Origin of the sequence: Cellvibrio sp. OA-2007 (assembly GCF_000953825.1) — a bacterium.
In the GTDB taxonomy this organism is placed as follows: domain Bacteria; phylum Pseudomonadota; class Gammaproteobacteria; order Pseudomonadales; family Cellvibrionaceae; genus Cellvibrio.
On the sequence record NZ_BBUL01000082.1, the window covers coordinates 54,713 to 73,069 of the forward strand.

The 18,357-nt window shown below is 47.1% G+C and carries 14 protein-coding genes; 9 read left to right on the plus strand and 5 right to left on the minus strand.

All coding sequences use genetic code 11. From position 1 onward, the window contains the following. The first annotated feature begins 113 nt into the window (after positions 1 to 113). Together fliD and AWU77_RS06320 are read left to right on the plus strand one after the other, a co-directional pair. Complete coding sequence (gene fliD, locus AWU77_RS06315; protein WP_062060460.1) at positions 114 to 2,180, plus strand: flagellar filament capping protein FliD; 2,067 nt, start codon at positions 114 to 116, stop codon at positions 2,178 to 2,180. Between the two features lie 154 nt (positions 2,181 to 2,334). Next, a complete protein-coding gene (locus AWU77_RS06320) occupies positions 2,335 to 3,027 on the plus strand; it encodes a cytidylyltransferase domain-containing protein (protein WP_062060462.1) in 693 nt (230 codons plus the stop codon). Between the two features lie 20 nt (positions 3,028 to 3,047). Here the strand turns inward: AWU77_RS06320 and AWU77_RS06325 are convergent, their stop codons facing one another. The 4 genes from AWU77_RS06325 to AWU77_RS06340 form a co-directional block, all read right to left on the minus strand. Then, complete coding sequence (locus tag AWU77_RS06325) at positions 3,048 to 3,308, minus strand: zf-HC2 domain-containing protein (RefSeq protein WP_062060464.1); 261 nt, start codon at positions 3,306 to 3,308, stop codon at positions 3,048 to 3,050. Then, positions 3,302 to 3,919 carry an RNA polymerase sigma factor gene (locus tag AWU77_RS06330; RefSeq protein ID WP_238582324.1) on the minus strand — a complete coding sequence of 206 codons (618 nt, stop codon included), beginning with the start codon at positions 3,917 to 3,919 and terminating at the stop codon, positions 3,302 to 3,304. Before AWU77_RS06330 ends, AWU77_RS06325 begins: the two co-directional genes overlap by 7 nt. 91 nt (positions 3,920 to 4,010) lie before the next feature. Continuing rightward, entirely contained in the window at positions 4,011 to 4,508 is a 498-nt protein-coding gene (locus tag AWU77_RS06335; protein WP_238582325.1) for a DoxX family protein, read from the minus strand. 228 nt (positions 4,509 to 4,736) lie between these two features. After that, entirely contained in the window at positions 4,737 to 5,477 is a 741-nt protein-coding gene (locus AWU77_RS06340) for a hypothetical protein (RefSeq protein WP_193747507.1), read from the minus strand. A gap of 245 nt (positions 5,478 to 5,722) precedes the next feature. Between AWU77_RS06340 and AWU77_RS06345 the strand changes: the two genes are divergently transcribed. The 5 genes from AWU77_RS06345 (at position 5,723) to AWU77_RS06365 (ending at position 13,725) form a co-directional block, all read left to right on the plus strand. Further along, positions 5,723 to 6,472 (plus strand): electron transfer flavoprotein subunit beta/FixA family protein, encoded by a 750-nt coding sequence (locus tag AWU77_RS06345; RefSeq protein WP_062060468.1) that lies wholly within the window; start codon positions 5,723 to 5,725, stop codon positions 6,470 to 6,472. A gap of 14 nt (positions 6,473 to 6,486) precedes the next feature. After that, the gene (locus tag AWU77_RS06350) at positions 6,487 to 7,428 is read left to right on the plus strand and encodes an electron transfer flavoprotein subunit alpha/FixB family protein (protein WP_375600833.1); all 942 of its coding nucleotides are present in this window, start codon (positions 6,487 to 6,489) and stop codon (positions 7,426 to 7,428) included. A 124-nt stretch (positions 7,429 to 7,552) separates the two neighbouring features. Then, positions 7,553 to 7,750, plus strand: a complete 198-nt coding sequence (locus AWU77_RS06355) for a DUF2788 domain-containing protein (RefSeq protein ID WP_062060473.1) — start codon at positions 7,553 to 7,555, stop codon at positions 7,748 to 7,750. A gap of 47 nt (positions 7,751 to 7,797) precedes the next feature. Further along, positions 7,798 to 9,993 carry a response regulator gene (locus AWU77_RS06360; RefSeq protein WP_062060475.1) on the plus strand — a complete coding sequence of 732 codons (2,196 nt, stop codon included), beginning with the start codon at positions 7,798 to 7,800 and terminating at the stop codon, positions 9,991 to 9,993. A gap of 204 nt (positions 9,994 to 10,197) precedes the next feature. Continuing rightward, the gene (locus AWU77_RS06365; protein WP_062060477.1) at positions 10,198 to 13,725 is read left to right on the plus strand and encodes a ThuA domain-containing protein; all 3,528 of its coding nucleotides are present in this window, start codon (positions 10,198 to 10,200) and stop codon (positions 13,723 to 13,725) included. A gap of 84 nt (positions 13,726 to 13,809) precedes the next feature. Here the strand turns inward: AWU77_RS06365 and acnB are convergent, their stop codons facing one another. Next, complete coding sequence (acnB, locus tag AWU77_RS06370) at positions 13,810 to 16,428, minus strand: bifunctional aconitate hydratase 2/2-methylisocitrate dehydratase (protein WP_062060479.1); 2,619 nt, start codon at positions 16,426 to 16,428, stop codon at positions 13,810 to 13,812. 322 nt (positions 16,429 to 16,750) lie between these two features. Between acnB and AWU77_RS06375 the strand changes: the two genes are divergently transcribed. Beyond that, a complete protein-coding gene (locus AWU77_RS06375) occupies positions 16,751 to 17,788 on the plus strand; it encodes an SMP-30/gluconolactonase/LRE family protein (protein WP_062060481.1) in 1,038 nt (345 codons plus the stop codon). Positions 17,789 to 17,868: 80 nt separating this feature from the next. Then, positions 17,869 to 18,351 (plus strand): DUF1289 domain-containing protein, encoded by a 483-nt coding sequence (locus AWU77_RS06380; RefSeq protein ID WP_062060547.1) that lies wholly within the window; start codon positions 17,869 to 17,871, stop codon positions 18,349 to 18,351. Positions 18,352 to 18,357 lie beyond the last annotated feature (6 nt).

An 18,357-nucleotide genomic window follows, 5' to 3' on the forward strand; every position in this document is an offset into this window, starting at 1 on the left:
AGAGGAATGAATCTCTTAAAAAGCGGCAAAACCGGCTAAAGTTTACCCACCGGTTGCCGCTAACCTTATGTAATGAAGATAGCCAAGCGGTAATTTTTGGTGGGGAGGTATCAATGGTGAACGGTACATCAAGTACAACTAACAGCAATGGCGCGACAGGCTCCAGCATTATCAGTGCATTGGGAACCGGTTCTGGCATTGATACCAACAAGTTGGCAGATCAACTGACAGAAGCGAATAATGCGGTTCAATCACAGCGCCTCACTACCAAAAAAACATTGCTGGAGACTCAAATATCGGATTTTGGGCGTTTGCGCAGCTCGCTAGCAAAGCTCGAAACCGCTGCCGCCAAGCTGGGCAGTGCAGATACCTTCAATGCCAAGTCCCTTTCTATTCCAGACACTACGTTGCTGGCCATTACCAAGCTAGATGCCGCTGCAGTAGCGGGCAGTTATCAACTGAAAGTAGAGCAAATTGCGCAGCCACAATCGCTCAGTTCAGGTACTTTTGCCTCTATGACTGACCCTATAGGCAAGGGCACCTTAACTATCCGGTTGGGAGAGTGGAACGCAGGCGTGACAGCCTTTACCGTTGACTCAAGCAAAACTGCAGGCGGCACTATTACCATTGACGATTCCAATAACTCGCTTACTGGGCTGCGAGACAGCATCAATAAAGGCAACCTTGGGGTAACGGCCAGTATTATCAGTGATGGTGGTGGTTATAAGTTGTTGTTGACGGCAAAGTCCGGCGCCAAAAACGAAATTGAAATCACCGCGACAGAAGACCCTGCCTCCTTGGGGCTGGCAAGTTTTAATTTTAACGAAACCACCCGCAACCTAATCCAACAACAAGAAGGGCGTGATGCACAAGTGCGCGTCAATGGCTTGTTGGTGAGCCGTGAATCCAACCAAATTAAAGACGTGGTTGGCGGCTTGGAGTTCGATCTTTTTGCCAGTTCGTTAACAGAAACGATCAATGTCACTATCAATCATGATAAAGCCACGGCAGAACAGACTATTCGCGATTTTGTAACTGCCTACAACACCTTCAAAACTGAAGTGGAGAAGCTGGTCGGTTTTGATTCGGAATTGGAGGCTTACGGCAGTTTGCAACGTGACCCACTGGCGAAAAGCATCACTCAGGGGTTGCGCAATATTTTGTCGTCATCCGTTGCCGGGCTAAGCGGTAATTTTAATGCGCTGTCAAGCATGGGGATACGCACCAAGCTGGACGGCTCCCTGGAAATTATTGAAAACAAGAAAGATCAGGAAAACCTTGATTTTCGCGCTGCTATTGATAATCACTTTGACAGCGTGCGCGATATTTTTGTACCCAAAACCTCTTCGTCCAGTGTCAATATTGATGTCAACAAATACTCTGCCAAAAGCCAACCTGGAACCTACGATGTTGTTATAACCCAGCAGCCTAGCAAGGGTAAATTGACCAATGATGACGTTATTGCTTTCCCGTTTGATACCACAGGTAAAGACTACAGCTTCACTTTTTCGTTAAATGGTGTGAGCACTGCATCTATCAGTTTGCCTGATGGAAAAACTTATACCTCTGGCGCCCAGTTAGCAGCTGATTTTCAAAGCTTGATTAATCTCGATGCTAATTTAAAGGCAGTAAAAACAACGGTGGCGGTCAGTTTTGAAGCTAACAAGTTGGTATTTACCTCTGACTCCTATGGCAGCTCCAGTAAAGTCGCTTTTACTGCTGCGGGCGGTGATATGAGTGACTTGGGTATAGCTGTGCGTGGAGGCGTAACGGGTAGCGATGTTGGCGGCACAGTAGGCGGCGTTGCAGCATTTGGCTACGGCAATATTCTTTTACCTGCAATTGGTAGTAAAGCGGAAGGCCTAAGTATGATCGTTCAGCCGGGTACTACCTCTGGCAGCATCACGTTTTCACGCGGTTTTTCTGGCAGCATGACTAATTTGATCAATGAATTTTTGAAGTCATCTGGCACGATCAAAGAGCGTGAAACCAATATCACTAAAGATATTAAGAATGTCACCAAAGCCGAAGCTGACTTAACTCGGCGTAGTGAGGCTTATAGAGCAAGGTTGATGGCGCAGTTTCAAGCGATGGAATCTATTGTGCGCAGCCTCAATTCTACCGGTGATTTTTTGGATGGTATTTTAGATCGCCTACCGTTTACCTCAAAAAATAATTAATTTTTAGCGTTCCTCCCCGTTCAACCTAATGAGGAGGAATGTTTGCCCCTTCATTAGATGCACGTGCGGATTAATTTTGTTCATTTAGTGACCTTTCATCATTACTTTGCTATACCCTAATGATTGCTGACACTTGTCGAATACTGGAGGGGTTATGTCAAACGTAGTTGCACTTGTACCTGCTCGCGGTGGATCAAAAGGCATACTGCAAAAAAATATCGTGGCAGTGGGGGATCATCCGCTGCTGGCTTATACGATAAAAGCAGCGCAAGACTCCGGTGTTATTGAAGCAACTTATGTATCTTCTGACGATGATCAGATTCTATCGGTAGCCCATTATTATGGTGCCGAGCGATTAAAACGCGATCCTCATTTGGCGCGGGATGAAACGCCGATTGACCCGGTTGTTGCAGAGTTTATTCACCGCTTAAAGCTAAACGGTAAAGATATTATTGTCCTGTTGCTGCCTACATCACCCTTGCGTACTGCAATACATATTCGCGAAGCAATTGCGGAGTTCCATGATTTTCCCACTTGCCATAGCTTGATCAGTGTGCGCGAAATTAATAGTCAATTGATGAAAGCTTATGTTGGTGGCGGGGAGTTTTTGCAGCCGCTGGCGGGCGCACATTCATCGTATTTACGCCGTCAGGATTTGCCATCGCTTTACATGCCTAATAACGCTATTACCATTTTTAAAGTGGATGATTTTTTGCGAGAGGAGAGAATTCCACGCACCCATGAAATACCCTATTTAATGTCGGAGCATGACAGTTTGGATGTAGATACGCCTGCAGATCTAGCGCTTGCAAAAGAGCGTTTGGCAGACTGGGCTGAACGCAAATAATTTGCCGGGCAAGCGCGGATTTATTTTTGTTTTGATTGTGTTTCTTCTTTGATATGGGCTTGCAGTTTTTTCCAGACCATTTCAGCGTCCTGAGGCGAAGCATGTTTTGTTATGCCAGCGCCGACTTGCTGGGTGATTTTTAAGTGGCGGACAAAACGGCGGCAGTTTGCGCACATCAATAAATGCAAGCGGATTTGCCATTTAAGCTGGGTGTTGTTATCCAGACTATTGCGGTCTAGATAATCGCTGGCGAGCGCAGCTACTTGTTTGCAACTTAACATGAGCCAGTCTCCTGATAGCGATCAATTACCTGCATGAGAGTAAGGCGCGCGCGGTGTACCAGTACCCTCACATTGGCTGCGCTAACTGAAAGAATGTTGCAAATATCGTCAAAGGATTGCTGTTCAATATCGCGCAATATAAATGCGGCTTTCTGTGCGGATGGCAACAGATCGAGAGTACGGTTGATGCAGCGTTGTAATTGCTGCTCTTCTAATAATGACTCGGGCGATTCATTGTTCCAACGCGGTACGGATTGTTGCCAATGACCATTTTTTTTGAAATGGGTACCATCAAGATAGCTACCTGGTGTTTCACCATCTAATTGGTCCAATGAAACCTGGCGTGATTCTTTGCGCAGGCGCGCTTTTGCTTGGTTGCTTACGATTGTCAGTAGCCAGGTTTTTAGTGAGGAGCGCTGTTCAAAATTGACAATGTTGCGGTATACCGAAACCCATGCTTCCTGCACTACATCGTCGGCGAAAGTATCACCCGCAATGGCGCGTGCGATGTTCAGCATTAGGGAGTGATACTGGGCAATAAGTCGGCGAAATGCATAATCATCCCCCTTCATTAATTGCGCAATTAGCTCGCGCTCATTATCTATCATCATGTTACTCGTGTTGGATTTGGGCGAGCCGCACACATTAATTGGCGGTAGTCGCACAAGCTTAGCACTCGCAATAATAGCTGTGTACAGTGGATTAATTTTTCTGCGTAGTTTTCTGCTCGAGTTTTTTACGTAGCCAATAATCCAAGCTGTGATATTTTCCGCCGCCTAATCCAATCAGTGCCAACAGCATAATCAAATAGGTTGCTGCAAACTCAATGCCGTTGTTGAGGATGACAAATTTCCCGCTGCCAGTGAGCCATTCATAGTTGCCGTGGGTTTGCAAAATATCCCGCGCGCGCGCGAGCTTGTCAGTTGCTGCTAGCACTTGCTCATTGGCAAAAGGTGCGCTGGCATCGGCAATCGCCTGCCAGCCGTTGCTCCAATGCACGGCAAAAATAGCGACCAACATGGTAATAATCAGGGGAATACTAATCAGGCGGGTGAATAACCCCAGCACGAGCAATACTGCACCGACAAGTTCAGTGGCTGTGGCCAAGAATGCCATAAGCCAAGGGAGGGGGAGGCCTAGCCCCCATTCAGTGTTGCCGAACCACGCAACGGTGCTATCAAATGCGTTGAGCTTGTTCATACCTGCCATCCAAAAAATCGGCGCTAAGTAAAGGCGTAAAGCGAAGCTGGCAATATTGGAGCTACTGCTTTTGAGTCTATTACTGAAATTTTGATGCAGACGGCAGAGTGCTGGAGAGTTGAACATAAAAAAGGCATCCATAGCGATTAATAGCCTATAGATGCCTCAGTGTTCAATTTGTTACAAGGTTAAGTATCGCTGAAATCGATCGATTTCAGCGGAAATGAGTTACTGGTTTTTCTTCTTTTTGATCTCAGCAGCTTCCTTTTTCATGGCCGCATCAAAGTCCAGTTGTTCCTGATCTATAACGGGAGTGACAGGTAGGGCTTGTTGCACACTTTCTGTTGCTTGCTGTTTGGCTTTTTGAGTGGTGTTGGTGATGCTGCTATCAATTTTTTCATTGACCTTATCTGCTACCGCACCTACAGGGTTCTCGACAATTTTTTGTACATTCATTAGCGCTTTTTGTTTTTCATTCAATGCGCTTTTTGCAGCTTTGGCTTGGTCGTAAGCACTTTGCAATTCTTTTGGTAGAACAGGGGTGATAGCCTGTTTTGCGCCTTCGACTTGTTCCGAAATAATTTCTGGTGTGCCATCTTTAATCAACATGACGGCCATTTGGTTGGTATCGGCATTCCATACCATGGCTGCTTTGTCGGTAATTTCCTGCACTTGCGGTGGCGCGTAACGGGAGGCTACATAAAACAATGCACCTTCCTGTTGGATCGCTTGCGCGGTACGCAATAGTTTCATGGTGGGTTCGTACTTATCACCCAGTAATGAGGTCATCCGGTCTTTTACCATAGGTGTTTCAAAGAGGTCCACCTCATTGGGGTCGAATCCCACTAGGGGTTTAAGAAAAGACCACATTAGTTTGCTCTGTAGTTGGTTGCCAATCAGTAGCGACGAAACACAAGCAGACAGAAAAATACAAATAAACGCGATAGAGATAAATTTGGTTGTACGCATGAATAATCCGATAAATTAGAGGGCTGGTTTATGCAGATCGGCAGTGTACGCAATGTGTTTCATGCCGTACATAAGGTGAGCACGATTAGATTAAAATTGATGTTTCATGGTGACTCATGAGGTAAAAAACCCTTTTTATGGAGGCTATTTGGCGAATATGATTGAATGGTGAGGTTGCGAATATTTGGCAATCAATAAAAATAGAGAATACGACCCTTTTACTTTGGACCCGCAAGGAAAACGCTGTGAAAATTTTAGTGGCAATTAAACGTGTTGTGGACCCTGGTGTCCGCGTGCGCCCTTTGGCTGACGGTAGTGGTATGGACATCGCCAGCGCCAAAATGGCGATGAATCCCTTTTGTGAAATCGCTGTTGAAGAGGCCATTCGCTTAAAAGAGCAAGGGCTGGCCAGCGAGGTAGTGGTAGTTAGTATTGGGCAGCAGACCGTGCAAGATCAATTGCGTAGCGCGCTCGCCCTGGGGGCAGATCGCGCCCTGCACATTACAACCGAATCTATTCTTGAGCCTTTAGCTATTGCCAAAGTGCTGCATGCACTAGTGCAAAAGGAGCAGCCTCAACTGGTGCTGTTAGGTAAACAATCTATTGATGGTGACCACAATCAAACCGGGCAGATGTTGGCTGGGCTCTGCGGTTATCCTCAGGGCACCTTTGTCTCGCACATTGAGTGCAAAGGTGATGAGGTTTGGGTAACCCGCGAGCTGGATGGTGGTTTGCAAACCCTTGCGCTCAAGCTCCCGGCAGTTGTCACCACAGATTTACGTCTGAATCAGCCGCGCTACCCAACTATGCCCAATATTATGAAGGCGCGCCAAAAGCCGCTGGTTGTTATCCCTCTGGCGGAATTGGGCTTGAGTTTACAGCCGCGCCTGCAAACCATCTCCATAGATGCTCCCAAAGCACGCCAGCAGGGCATTAAGGTCAACAGCGTTGCTGAATTGGTAGATAAACTGCGGCAGGAGGCCAAAGTGCTATGAACACATCAAAGAAGGTGGGTGCGCTGGTATTGGTTGAGTTGGGTGCTAGTGGCTTCAGTTTAATCAACCTGAAGGTGATGGGCGCTCTGGCGCGTTTGGGCGAATTTACCTCATTAGAGGTGGATCTACTGGTCGCCGGTAAAGATTGCGCCGCTGCTGCAGCAATGGCTGCGCGTGTACCGGGTATACGCCAAGTATTGCTTGCCGATGATGATCGCTGTGAGCATCAACTACCGGAAACACTTGCGCCTTGGCTGGCGCACCTGGCCCAGGATTATGCTTATGTCTGTGTAGGAGCAACAACCTTTGGCAAGAATCTATTGCCGCGCATAGCGGCGCTGATGGATTTGCAACCTGTTACCGATGTGGTCGCAATTGAATCTGCCAATGAATTCAAACGTCCGGTGTATGCAGGTAGTGCCCTAGCGCATCTACGTACAGAGCAGTCGATTAAACTCCTGAGTATTCGCGCGAGCGCCTTTGGTGAAGTGGCACTAGGAGAAAGCAGTGCGGAAGTGGTTGCTATCACGCCTCCGCCATCACAAACCATTAGCCGTTTTATTAGTCAGCAACAGGTGCAAAGTGAGCGGCCTGAGCTGACCGCGGCGCGTGTGGTAGTGTCGGGTGGGCGCGGCATGCAGGCGGGCGAGAATTTTCAGTTGCTCTATCAATTGGCTGACAAACTTGGCGCTGCGGTAGGTGCGTCACGTGCCGCGGTGGATGCGGGTTTTGTCCCCAATGATATGCAGGTAGGGCAAACCGGCAAGGTGGTGGCTCCCGAATTGTATATCGCCGTAGGGCTATCCGGCGCGGTGCAGCATTTAGCTGGAATGCGCGATTCACGGGTGGTGGTGGCAATCAATAAAGACGCAGATGCGCCTATCTTTCAAGCGGCAGATTATGGTTTGGTGGCTGATTTGTTTGAGGCTGTGCCCGAGTTGATCGAGTTGCTGTAAAAAGATTGTAATCAATCGCTTGATTTCCCCTCCTCAAAGCCGCTACTACAGCGGCTTTTTGTTTTTTTCGCTACAATGCCGCCCCATTCATCCTTCTCATTTTCTGTATTGGGCTTAAACGACCATGGATCTCGAACAATTTGAAACCTGGGCTATGTATCTCTGTGGCGGCGGGTTGATTATCTTTATGTTTTTTATCGTATGGGATCTTGCTAAAAAATCCAAAGCGGGCCGGTTTGGTACCTTTATCCTCTTCGGGGTACTGGGTTTTGCGATTATGGTGTTTGTGATTAAAGAAGTATTTGTGCACATCCTTAGCTAGCCTAAAGGCATAGCCTTGATTCTCATTGTTATAACTGTGGGTTAACCATGTTCCATTTTTTTGTCCCCGCCACCAAGGTTCAAAAAGACCGCGCCATCATGCGCGAAACCGACGCTCGTGTTGCCAAATACAGCCGACGCGGTTTAATTCTTAATTTTATTGTCTTTGTGCTTTGCCTTGCATTCGGCGATTTTCAGGAAAAAGAACACAACTTGGCGATAGTGCTGGTGACGGGGTTGCTGCTGGTGACTTTGGTGCGCAGCTATTATTTGTTTCGCTTCGATGCACTTTACGCCCGCGCGCCCACACGTTGGCGCAATCAATACTTTTTTGCATCCTGCTTGGGGGCAGCGTGGTGGAGTGTGATTTTAGTGACCCTCACCTGGGTGCAGGGCATGCGCGATGAAACGCTGGTGATGTGGCTCTATTCCGTCGTGTTTTACTCCAGTGTCGCCAATGTGTTTGCGCCGTATCGCCATTTTCTCAGTTTGTATTTAGCGATTGGTCAAATTCCTGCTGCAATTACTGCGATGTTTTTAGGCAATGCCGAAGGTGTGTTATACGGCAGTATTATGCTGGTGTTTTATCTTATGCTGAGTCATCAAGGCAAGGTGACATCACTTGCGTACTGGGAGCGTTTGGAAGCGCACTATGCGTTGCGCGAGCGAGCGCAGGGGTTGGAAAATGAAAAGCGTACATCGCAAGCGCAGATCGAATTAAAGAATGAATTTTTGGTCAATCTCGGGCAGGAGATTCGCTCATCTATTAGCGATGTAATGAGTACACTTTCATTGATTGATGACAGTCAGCTTTCAGAGCATCATCGCGAATTGCTGACAACTGCGAATAAGGCAACGGGCAGGCAAATTGATCTGGTCAATAATGTGGTGGACTTCTCCAAGATCACTACCAAGACACTGGTGCTTGACGATGTTGAATTTGATTTGCGCCGGGTGTTAGAAAAATTTGTACAAGATTTTACCCTCGATGCTCATCAGCAAGGCATTGAGCTCTATTACAGCTTTGATCCCAATATGCCGCTGCGGGTAAAAGGTGATGTTACTCGCTTAAATCAAATTCTTGCCACGTTACTTAATCATACACTCAAAGCGAGCCGCATTGACCATGTCTATGTTGAGGCGCGTTTTCATCAGGAGCAAGATGATTTTGGTGAGTTGCAGGTCATCATCAGTGATGGTGAAAAAAATGTCGCCGGTGAAAATGATGCTGAAGCGCACGAGAGTAATCAAAAAGGAATTGGTCTTGCTATTTGTAAAGGGCTGGCTGCATGTATGGGAGGCAGCATTCATTTGCGGCAAAATAAAAATCGCGGCAATCGTATTTTTATCAATATCGCGTTACAAGTGGTTTCCCATGAAGAGCGTCGTTTTGGTTCCGAACAAAAGCTGCGTGGAAAACGTGCGTTGTTGGTGGATTTGCCTGAGCACAATGCCAATGCCTTGGCCGATGAAATGAATGCATGGGGTATGGCGACAACGATTGTGGCGGGGCAGGAGCAGACCATATCAAAGTTGCGCGAACAAGCTGCCAATGGAACACCGTTTGACTTGGTGTTTATCTTTACCCGGCTGAATAGTATGAACGGCTTGGCGCTGTCCCATGAAATTACCGCGCACCCTGAAATTGCTGGAGTAAAACAAATTCTCGCGATGGGTATACTGCAGAGTGACAGCCCTGAAATGAAATTACATCTGCGCAATAACCCGCAGGTTTGTATTATCGAAAAACCGATTATGCGTCGCCGCTTACACGATGCCGCCGTGCAAAAATTATTGAACGTAAATCTTGAAGACGAGCGCAAAACATCCGAAAAAGAAAACTTGGGCGCGGCCATAGTGCCTAAGGTTCTTTTAGTAGAAGATCATCGGGTAGATCAAATGGTGATTAGCGCCATGTTGAAAAAGCTCGGTTGCTATGTGCAGGTTGTACAAAATGGATTGGAGGCGGTAGAGATTGTAGAGCGAGAGCGTTTTGATTTGGTGCTAATGGACTATGATATGAAGGAACAGGATAGCCTCGTCGCCACCAGTAAAATTCGCGATTACGAGCGTATGACTCACAGCGTGCGTCGCTTGCCAATTGTTGCTGTCACCTCGGCACAAACTGACGCAGATCATGATCTCTATATGTCAGTAGGTATGGATGATCATATCAGCAAGCCTATTCGCTACGATGATTTGGATGCGCGGTTGCAACGTTGGCTGGAGAAATCCCGAATCTGATTCGCCTAGCGCGAAAAGAAGCGTTTACATTCGTAAACCTGGGAGCACACCTGAAATGCCGCTGATACACTCAGCGGCATTTCTGCTTTCAGGAAGTAATCATTTTTCCATATTGGGAGAGTGAAGGATTGCGATAAACGGCGATAGCTCATAAAAAACACTACTATTTTTCATAAAAAATAAACAGCGAATAAAGGTTCGGCAATGAACAAACATCGGTTCAATATTACTCATTGGTGCGTCTACATTGTTGGTTTAACTATTCTCTCTGTCAGTCTTGCAAGCTGTGGGGAAAATGCAAATTCCAGCGTACAACAATCATCGTTGAAGCAGGCTGCAAGTCCTTCAACTGAGCAGCAGCAAAGTATTAGTGGTGCAACAATTCTGGTGTTTAGCAAAACAGCAGGATGGCGGCATGATTCTATTCCGGCTGGCATCGCTGCTTTCCAAAAATTAGCGGAAGAACATCAATTCACCGTAGTGGCGAGTGAAGACGCGAGTCTGTTTACGGACGCTGAGTTAAGCCAGTTTAACGCTATTGTTTTTTTGAATACCACGCTCAATGTGCTCGATGAAAATCAGGAGTTGGCAATGGAGCGCTATATTCAGGCTGGTGGTGGTTTTGTCGGTATTCATGCTGCAGCAGACACTGAATGGGAAGGCGACTGGTTTTGGTATCGCAATTTAGTGGGAGCAGTCTTTAAAAACCATCCCAATTCGCCCAGTAATGTGCAACAAGCGACGGTTAACTTTGTCGATCAACACCACGCATCGACTGCATCATTAGCTGGCTCTATCAGTGTGGCGGATGAGTGGTATAACTATCGCGACATGTATGAGTTTATCAATGTAGTTGCCACAGTGGATGAGTCGACTTATCAGGGGGGGGAGCATGGTCACAATCACCCCATCTCCTGGTATCACGATTACGATGGTGGCCGCGCCTTTTATACTGGCATGGGGCATACCAGCGAGTCTTTTTCAAATCCGGACTTGTTGCAGCATTTATTAGGTGGTTTGACCTATGCGGTAGGTTTGAATCATCGCACGGGTTTTAAGCCTCGTTTGGACTACAGTAAATCGCGCCCGGAGCCAAATCGTTTTGTAAAAAAAACCTTGGTAGAAAATTTGGATGAGCCAGTAAAGCTTGCATTTTTCCCCAATGGCGATGCACTAATTGCATTGCGTCCAGGAAAGTTTCAGCGCGTTGACTACAAGACGGGCCAGCTAAGTGATGCAGGAACATTGACTGTTGCTTACGATAAGTTTCAGGAGTGGGGTCTGGTTGGTGTGGCTGTTGACCCGGATTTTGCAACCAATCAAACAATTTATGCAGCATTCACAGTAAAAGATGATGCAGGAAACCCTGGCCAACGTTTGTCACGTTTTTTATGGCGCAATAATCAAGTTGATGCCTCTACTGAAGAAAAAATTCTGCAATATCCAATTGATAATAATTGCTGTCATACCGGTGGTGATCTGCAGTTTGGTAGCAATGGGGAATTGTTTTTTTCCACTGGCGATAATACCAATCCTCACGATCAGGATGGTTACGCACCTGTAGATTTTCGTCCGGATATGAAAAAGAATGACGGTTTGCGTGCGCCGGGTAACACTCAGGATTTGCGCGGTAAGGTACTGCGTATCATTCCAAAAAAAGACGGTGGTTATGATGTTCCTGCAGGTAATTTATTTACAGATCCAGCACAAGGGCGCCCTGAAATTTATGTGATGGGCGCACGTAATCCCTACAGCATTACTTATGACCATAAAACCAGTACCTTGTTTTATGGCGATGTCGGTCCTGATGCTAGTAACGATTCAGATGAAAAAGGCTCCCGCGGTTACGATGAAATTAATCGGGTAACTGCTGCCGGCAACTTTGGTTGGCCGCTAGTAATAGGGCAAAATAAACCCTATAAAAAATATGATTACATCACTCAAAAAACGGGTGAATGGGTAAGTCCACAAGCTCCCGTTAATGATTCACCTAATAATACTGGCGCAAAACAATTGCCGCCTGCACAACCTGCTTTTATTGCCTATCCCTATGGTGTTTCAGATGAGTTTCCTGAAATGGGTACTGGCGGTCGCACAGCCTTAGTTGCCGATGTTTATCATTCTGAAGACTATCCCGAATCTGTTAATCGTTATCCCGCGTATTACGACAACTCACTATTTATTCTTGATTTTATGCGCGCCTGGGTAAAGGTTGTGAGCTTTGACGTGCAAGGTCGTATTAAAAAAATAGAACCGTTTGCGCCGCAAATTAGTTATGCGCTGCCGATCGATTCGCGTTTTGCTCCGGATGGTACTTTGTATGTATTGGAATACGGCATGTCTTGGTTTACCGGAAACCCGGACGCCCGCCTTGCACGGATTGAATATGTGGGGCCTGGCAATCGCCCGCCAGTAGCAAATATTACACTCGACAAAACCCAGTCTGGTATTCCCGCGCAAATTCGCGCCTCAGCCAAACAATCAATAGATTTGGATGGTGATAAAATGACTTATGCATGGAAAGTGCAATGCGCAGAAGTCGCTTGTGTAGAGCAGCGTTTGGGTGATGCAGCTGAGATTAACGTGTCGTTAGAGAAAGCGGGTGAATACACACTGGAATTAACGGTTAGCGATACGAATGGTGCCAAAACGACCCTCAGTAAAAAACTTGATATAGGCAATGAGCCGCCGGTCATTGAATTTGCATCCCCGCAAAACCAAAGTTTTTATTGGCCAGATACGCAAGCAGTAGATTACAGCTTCTCAATCAGTGATAAAGAAGATGGTGTAGTTACATCTATTGCGGATGCTAATCCACTGATTCAATTTTCTTATACTGAGCCAGAAAAAAATGCAGGGCAGGGGCATCAAACCGTAAACTTGGTTGATCGAGGAAAAGCGTTGGTCGATGCTAATAATTGCTTGGGTTGTCATAAGTTGGATGAGAAAATGGTCGGCCCTGCGTTCCGCGATGTAGCTAAAAAATATCAGAAAGATCCTAAAGCCCTTCAATACTTGGTGAATAAATTGGGCAATGGTGGCGCAGGTGTGTGGGGTGAAATGAATATGCCCGCATTCTCCGGATTGAGTGAGGCTGATCGTAGTGCATTAGCAACATATGTGTTATCACTTGCGGAAAATAACGCCCTAGCAGGTTTACCATTGTCGGGCAAGGTAGAACTAAAATCGCATCAGAAAAATACAGCGGCGATAGCATCAGATAAACCCTATTCAGTCGCTGGCGAAGCTTATGTTTTTACTATTCAATACACGGATAATGGTGCAAACAATTTAGCGCCCATATCCGTAGCCAAGAAAATTACTTTGATTCCCCCGCGGTTGGACTTTGACAGTGTATTTAATGCGGCTTCCGCGACGAAGGAAGTCAAACAAGATACATACAATGAAGTAAAAACGATTAAAGTACTGGGCAGTCAAGGTGTTTCAGGATTTGGGTTTGGTCGCTACGATCTAACCTCCGTTACCTCGGTGAAGGTTGGCGCATTGTTTTTTAAAGAGCGGACTGGATGGCTGGTTGAGATTCGTCGTGACAGTCTTGATGGCGAAGTGATTGGTTCGGGTACCATTTCACCTCTGGATTTAAAGGCCTATGATCGCACCAGTATTACACTCAAAAGTTCTCGTGGTTTTGCTGATCTCTACATCAAAATACAGCCAGAGAAAAAAACCACTGCTGAAGTTCGATTGCAAGATATTAGCTTTGAGAAATAAATCGAAGTTGCGTAAAGGAATACGCAAATTGCAAACCTAAAAAAACCCGCTAAAAGCGGGTTTTTTATTGGAACCTAAAGCTAGTTACACAGCAACAGTTTGAATCTCTACCGCTGCAATACGCTTGCCTTCGTTGGCAGCGTTTTGGTAGCTCTCAATTTCATTGAAGTTGAGGTAGCGGTAAATATCAGCAGACATACTGTTGATTTTGCTGGCGTACTCTTGGTATTCCTCTGGTGTTGGCAGCTTGCCGATGATGGCTGCAATCGCCGCTAATTCAGCAGATGCCAAGTACACGTTAGCGCCTTCACCTAAACGGTTCGGGAAGTTACGGGTAGAGGTAGATACCACAGTCGATTTAGGTGCAACACGCGCTTGGTTACCCATGCACAGTGAGCAGCCTGGCATTTCGGTGCGGGCACCTTTAACGCCATAAATACTGTAGTAACCTTCTTCCATCAACTGATGCTCATCCATTTTGGTTGGCGGAGCAATCCACAGACGAGTGGTCAATTCTTCTTTGGTAGAAGCCAACAACTTGCCGGCAGCGCGGAAGTGACCAATGTTGGTCATGCACGAACCGATAAACACTTCGTCGATTTTTGCACCTTGTACGTCAGACAATACTTTCACATCATCCGGATCGTTAGGGCAGGCGAGGATTGGTTCTTTGATGTCAGCCAGATCGATATCGATAACCGCAGCGTATTCTGCATCGGCATCTGCTTCCATCAACTCTGGGTTAGCAATCCACTCTTCCATTTTCTGTGCACGGCGCTCAAGGGTGCGGATATCGCCGTAACCTTGTTCGATCATCCAGCGCAGCATGGTGATGTTAGAAGTCATGTATTCAATGATGGGCGCTTTGTCCAACTTGATGGTACAGCCAGCCGCTGAACGCTCAGCCGATGCGTCAGAGATCTCAAACGCTTGTTCTACTTTCAGATCAGGCAAGCCTTCAACTTCCAGGATGCGGCCAGAGAAAATGTTCTTCTTGCCCTTCTTCTCTACGGTCAACAAACCAGCTTTGATCGCATACAGCGGAATTGCGTTTACCAAGTCACGCAGGGTGATACCTGGTTGCAATTCACCCTTAAAGCGAACCAATACAGATTCAGGCATATCCAGTGGCATAACACCAGTCGCTGCGGCAAATGCCACCAAACCAGAACCGGCTGGGAAAGAAATACCGATTGGGAAACGGGTATGTGAATCGCCACCAGTACCTACGGTGTCGGGCAGCAACATACGGTTCAACCATGAGTGGATGATGCCGTCGCCTGGACGCAGGGAAACACCGCCGCGAGTCATAATGAAGTCGGGCAAGGTGTGCTGGGTTTGAATGTCTACTGGCTTAGGATAAGCAGCGGTGTGGCAGAAGGACTGCATGGTCAGGTCGGCAGAGAAGCCCAAACAAGCCAAGTCTTTCAGCTCGTCGCGGGTCATTGGGCCAGTGGTGTCCTGTGAACCTACGGTGGTCATGTAGGGCTCGCAGTAGGTGCCAGGGCGAATACCGGTAGTGCCGCACGCTTTGCCTACCATTTTTTGTGCGAGGGTGAAGCCTTTGCCGCTGTCAGCTGGTGCTTCTGGCAAGCGGAATAATGTGCTTGCAGGCAAGCCCAATGATGCGCGTGCTTTAGTGGTCAGGCCGCGCCCAATAATCAATGGGATACGGCCGCCAGCTTGTACTTCGTCCAGCAATACGTCTGATTTCAGCGCGAATTCAGAGATTACCGCGCCGGTGTCAGCATTGAGGATCTTGCCTTCATAAGGGCGAATTTCGATTACGTCGCCCATGTTCAGGTCGTCTACCGGTGCTTCAAATACCAATGCACCTGCGTCTTCCATGGTGTTGTAGAAAATCGGCGCGACTTTGCTGCCGATACATACACCGCCGGTACGCTTGTTAGGTACACCGGGGATGTCTTCACCGATAAACCACAATACCGAGTTGGTTGCTGATTTACGTGAAGAACCGGTACCCACAACATCGCCCACAAATACCAATGGGAAACCTTTGGTTTTCAATGCTTCGATTTGTTTGATCGGGCCGATTTTGCCTGGCTCGTCAGGGGTGATGCCATCGCGTGCCATTTTGAACATGGCCAATGCGTGCAATGGGATATCTGGGCGTGACCAGGCATCAGGTGCTGGCGACAGGTCATCGGTATTGGTTTCGCCGGTGACTTTAAATACGGTGAGCTTGGTGCTCTCAGGCACTTTTGGCTTGCTGGTGAACCACTCGGCGTCTGCCCAGGATTGCATCAGTTCTTTGGCGTGCGGGTTGCCCGCCTTTACTTTCTCTTCTACATCGTGGAATGCATCAAACATCAACAATGTGTGCTTGAGTTCTTTGGTGGCCAAAGGCGCCAGAGTTGCATCGTCGAGCAGGTTAACCAGAGTTTCGATGTTGTAACCGCCGAGCATCATACCGAGCAGTTTAATCGCGAGAGGCTTATCGATCAGGGGGGAAGAGGCTTCGTCTTTCAAAATCGCGCTTAGGAAAGCGGCTTTAACATAGGCGGCTTCATCGACGCCGGGCGGAACGCGGTTGGTGATCAAATCCAGTAATACTTCAGCTTCACCAGCGGGGGGATTCTTCAGTAATTCAACCAATCCAGCCACTTCTTCAGGGTTTAATGGTTTTGGTGGAATACCTTCTGCGGCGCGTTCTGCGACCTGTTTACGATAGGCTTCAAGCACGGTTTTATCCTCATTAGTGTGGGGGTTACTCCCTCGGCAGGATCTCTGCTTTAAGAGACTATCCATGGCCTTCATGGATGACTAAGTGCAACCAAGAATTGTTTGCACCTAAACTGCTCATAAGTGAGCAGCAAATCGGGGGCAGAGTATACCTGAAGCTATGCTAGCTGTTAATGCGTGGGCTGTAGTTTGTCGGCAGTTGTGTTGTGAGTGAGCATCGGTATTTAAGGGTGATTGTGATAAGGTGTCGAGCGTATTTGGCGACCCCAAATGAATCTCGGCAACGATAAAAATGGCTCTGACTAATAAAAATGAGGACTCTATGACAACGACAAAGAAAGCGACACAAAAAAGCCTATTCATATCCAGCCTGATGGTTGGTTTGCTTGCCACTTTGGCAGGTTGCGAAAAAAAACCAGCAGACACTTCGGTTGCCAATGACGCTGCCACCTCATCAATAGCAGCAGAAATTTCTGTTGCTGCACCTGTTGCTGCTTGTGATGGCACTGCACCAGCAGGTGATTTGACGCCGGTGCGCATCGAAGCGGCGAACACTACCCGCACAGAGCCTGGCTTATTTGAAGGCCCGGTCTGGATCAATGATTCGCTGTATTTTTCTGATTTTATCTTCACCGATGGATTTGCTTCGCGGATTCAAAAGCTGGGGGCAGATGGCACAGTTACAACGGCCATCGAAGACTCGGGCAGTAATGGTCTCGCAGTTGATAACAAAGGTTTGTTAGTTGCCGGTACACACAAGTATAAAGGGCTGTCGCTGTTTAACCCTGCAACAGGTGAGCGAACTCTGATTGTTGATCAATTTAATGGCAATCCTTTTAATTCGCCGAACGATATAGCTATCGCCAAAGACGGCACAATTTATTTTACTGATCCAGCATTCCAGCGCGATGCAGCGCCAGGCGGTCAAGAAAAAACCGGTGTGTATCGCGTCGCAACCGATGGCACAGTGACTTTGGTTGATGACACGATTAGCAATCCAAATGGAATTGCGTTATCGCCAGAAGAAGATGTGCTCTATGTAAACGGCGGCGGCGAACAAGGTTTGTTGCGTGCTTACCCAATTGTGGATGGTATGCCGCAAGCAGGTAAGGATTTGGTTACGGGTATCAGTATCCCGGATGGTATGGCGATCGATTGTTTGGGCAATATCTATTTAACCGAGCACATCGCGCGTCAATTGCGTGTGTACACCCCGGCGGGTGAGCAAATTGCGCAAGCCACTACCGATGCCAATCTCACCAATGCTGCCTTTGGCGGTGCAGAGGGGAAAACCCTGTTTCTAACTGGTGCCGGTTCACTGTGGAAAATTGAACTGGATATTACTGGTTCATCGTATTAATCAGGAAATAACTTTTTACTTATAATATGCGTGCCATTGCAATTAATGTTAGTAATGGCGCGCTTCAAAAAATCGATTTTATGCTTGTATTAAAACCTGTAAAAACACCCTGCGTGGGAATCTGCTCTACCGGCATTGGCGATAGCGTCTGCCGTGGCTGCAAACGTTTTGGTCATGAAGTGATTGACTGGAATAGTTATACTCATGAACAGCGCTTATTGATTGCGCAGCGGCTGGAAAATTTTCTCGCGCAGATTGTGCAGAACATGATTCAAGTCAATGACGAAAAGTTATTGCTCACGCAAATTAAACACCAGCAGATTCAATTCAAGCCTGAGCAAAATCCTTACTGCTGGGTATTTGATTTGCTGCGCGCAGGTGCAAGCCAAATTCAGGATTTATCCCAGTACGGACTTGCGCTGCAAAGGCAATGGGTGGGCACACCTTTAACCGTCATTCGTGACAATATCGACAAAGATTTTTACGCGCTCTCCTGTGCGCATTACGAGCGTTATATATCACCCTGTTTTGTCACCGCCGAAACTCTCGCACAACACAAGTAGTTTTTA